Here is a 559-nt window from a genome sequence, read left to right on the forward strand (position 1 = left end):
CCAGGCCGACGCGCTCGACGTGCTGCACAACCTCAAGGAATCCGACGTGCCGATGGCGCTGGTGCATGACGAATACGGCCATTTCGAAGGCATCGTCACGCCCGCCGATATTCTCGAAGCCATCACCGGCGTGTTCCGCGCGGACCTCGATGCCGGCGACGAGGAAAACGCCGTCAAGCGCGAGGACGGCTCGTGGCTGCTCGCCGGCTATATGCAGGCCGACGAGATGGCCGAGATTCTGGGCTTCGACCTGCCCGAGAACCGCGACTACGAGACCGTCGCCGGCTACGTGCTGTCGCACATGCATCACCTCCCGGCGACCGGCGAATGCGTCGACGCGCAAGGCTGGCGCTTCGAAGTGGTCGACCTCGACGGCCGCCGCATCGACAAGCTGATCGCCACCCGCCTGCCGGGAACCCACCGCGAGGCGGTGCGCTGATTGTTTGAATGTCGGCTTTGCGCCCTGGCGGGCATTGACGGTAGGCCGGTGGATTGCGCGGCCAGCGACAGCTACCGCTCGGTGAACGCGCGAGCGAAGGAATCGATCATCGGCCGTACC

At 66.0% G+C, this 559-nt stretch carries 1 protein-coding gene; it reads left to right on the forward strand.

Annotated features, from left to right (window positions below; translation table 11 throughout):
- A partial coding sequence (locus ACWTU8_RS32050; protein ID WP_455851283.1) for a transporter associated domain-containing protein occupies positions 1 to 439 on the forward strand: 439 nt, incomplete at its 5' end.
- Between the last annotated feature and the right edge of the window lie 120 nt (positions 440 to 559).

It is taken from the genome of Mesorhizobium sp. BHbdii, from assembly GCF_053848045.1.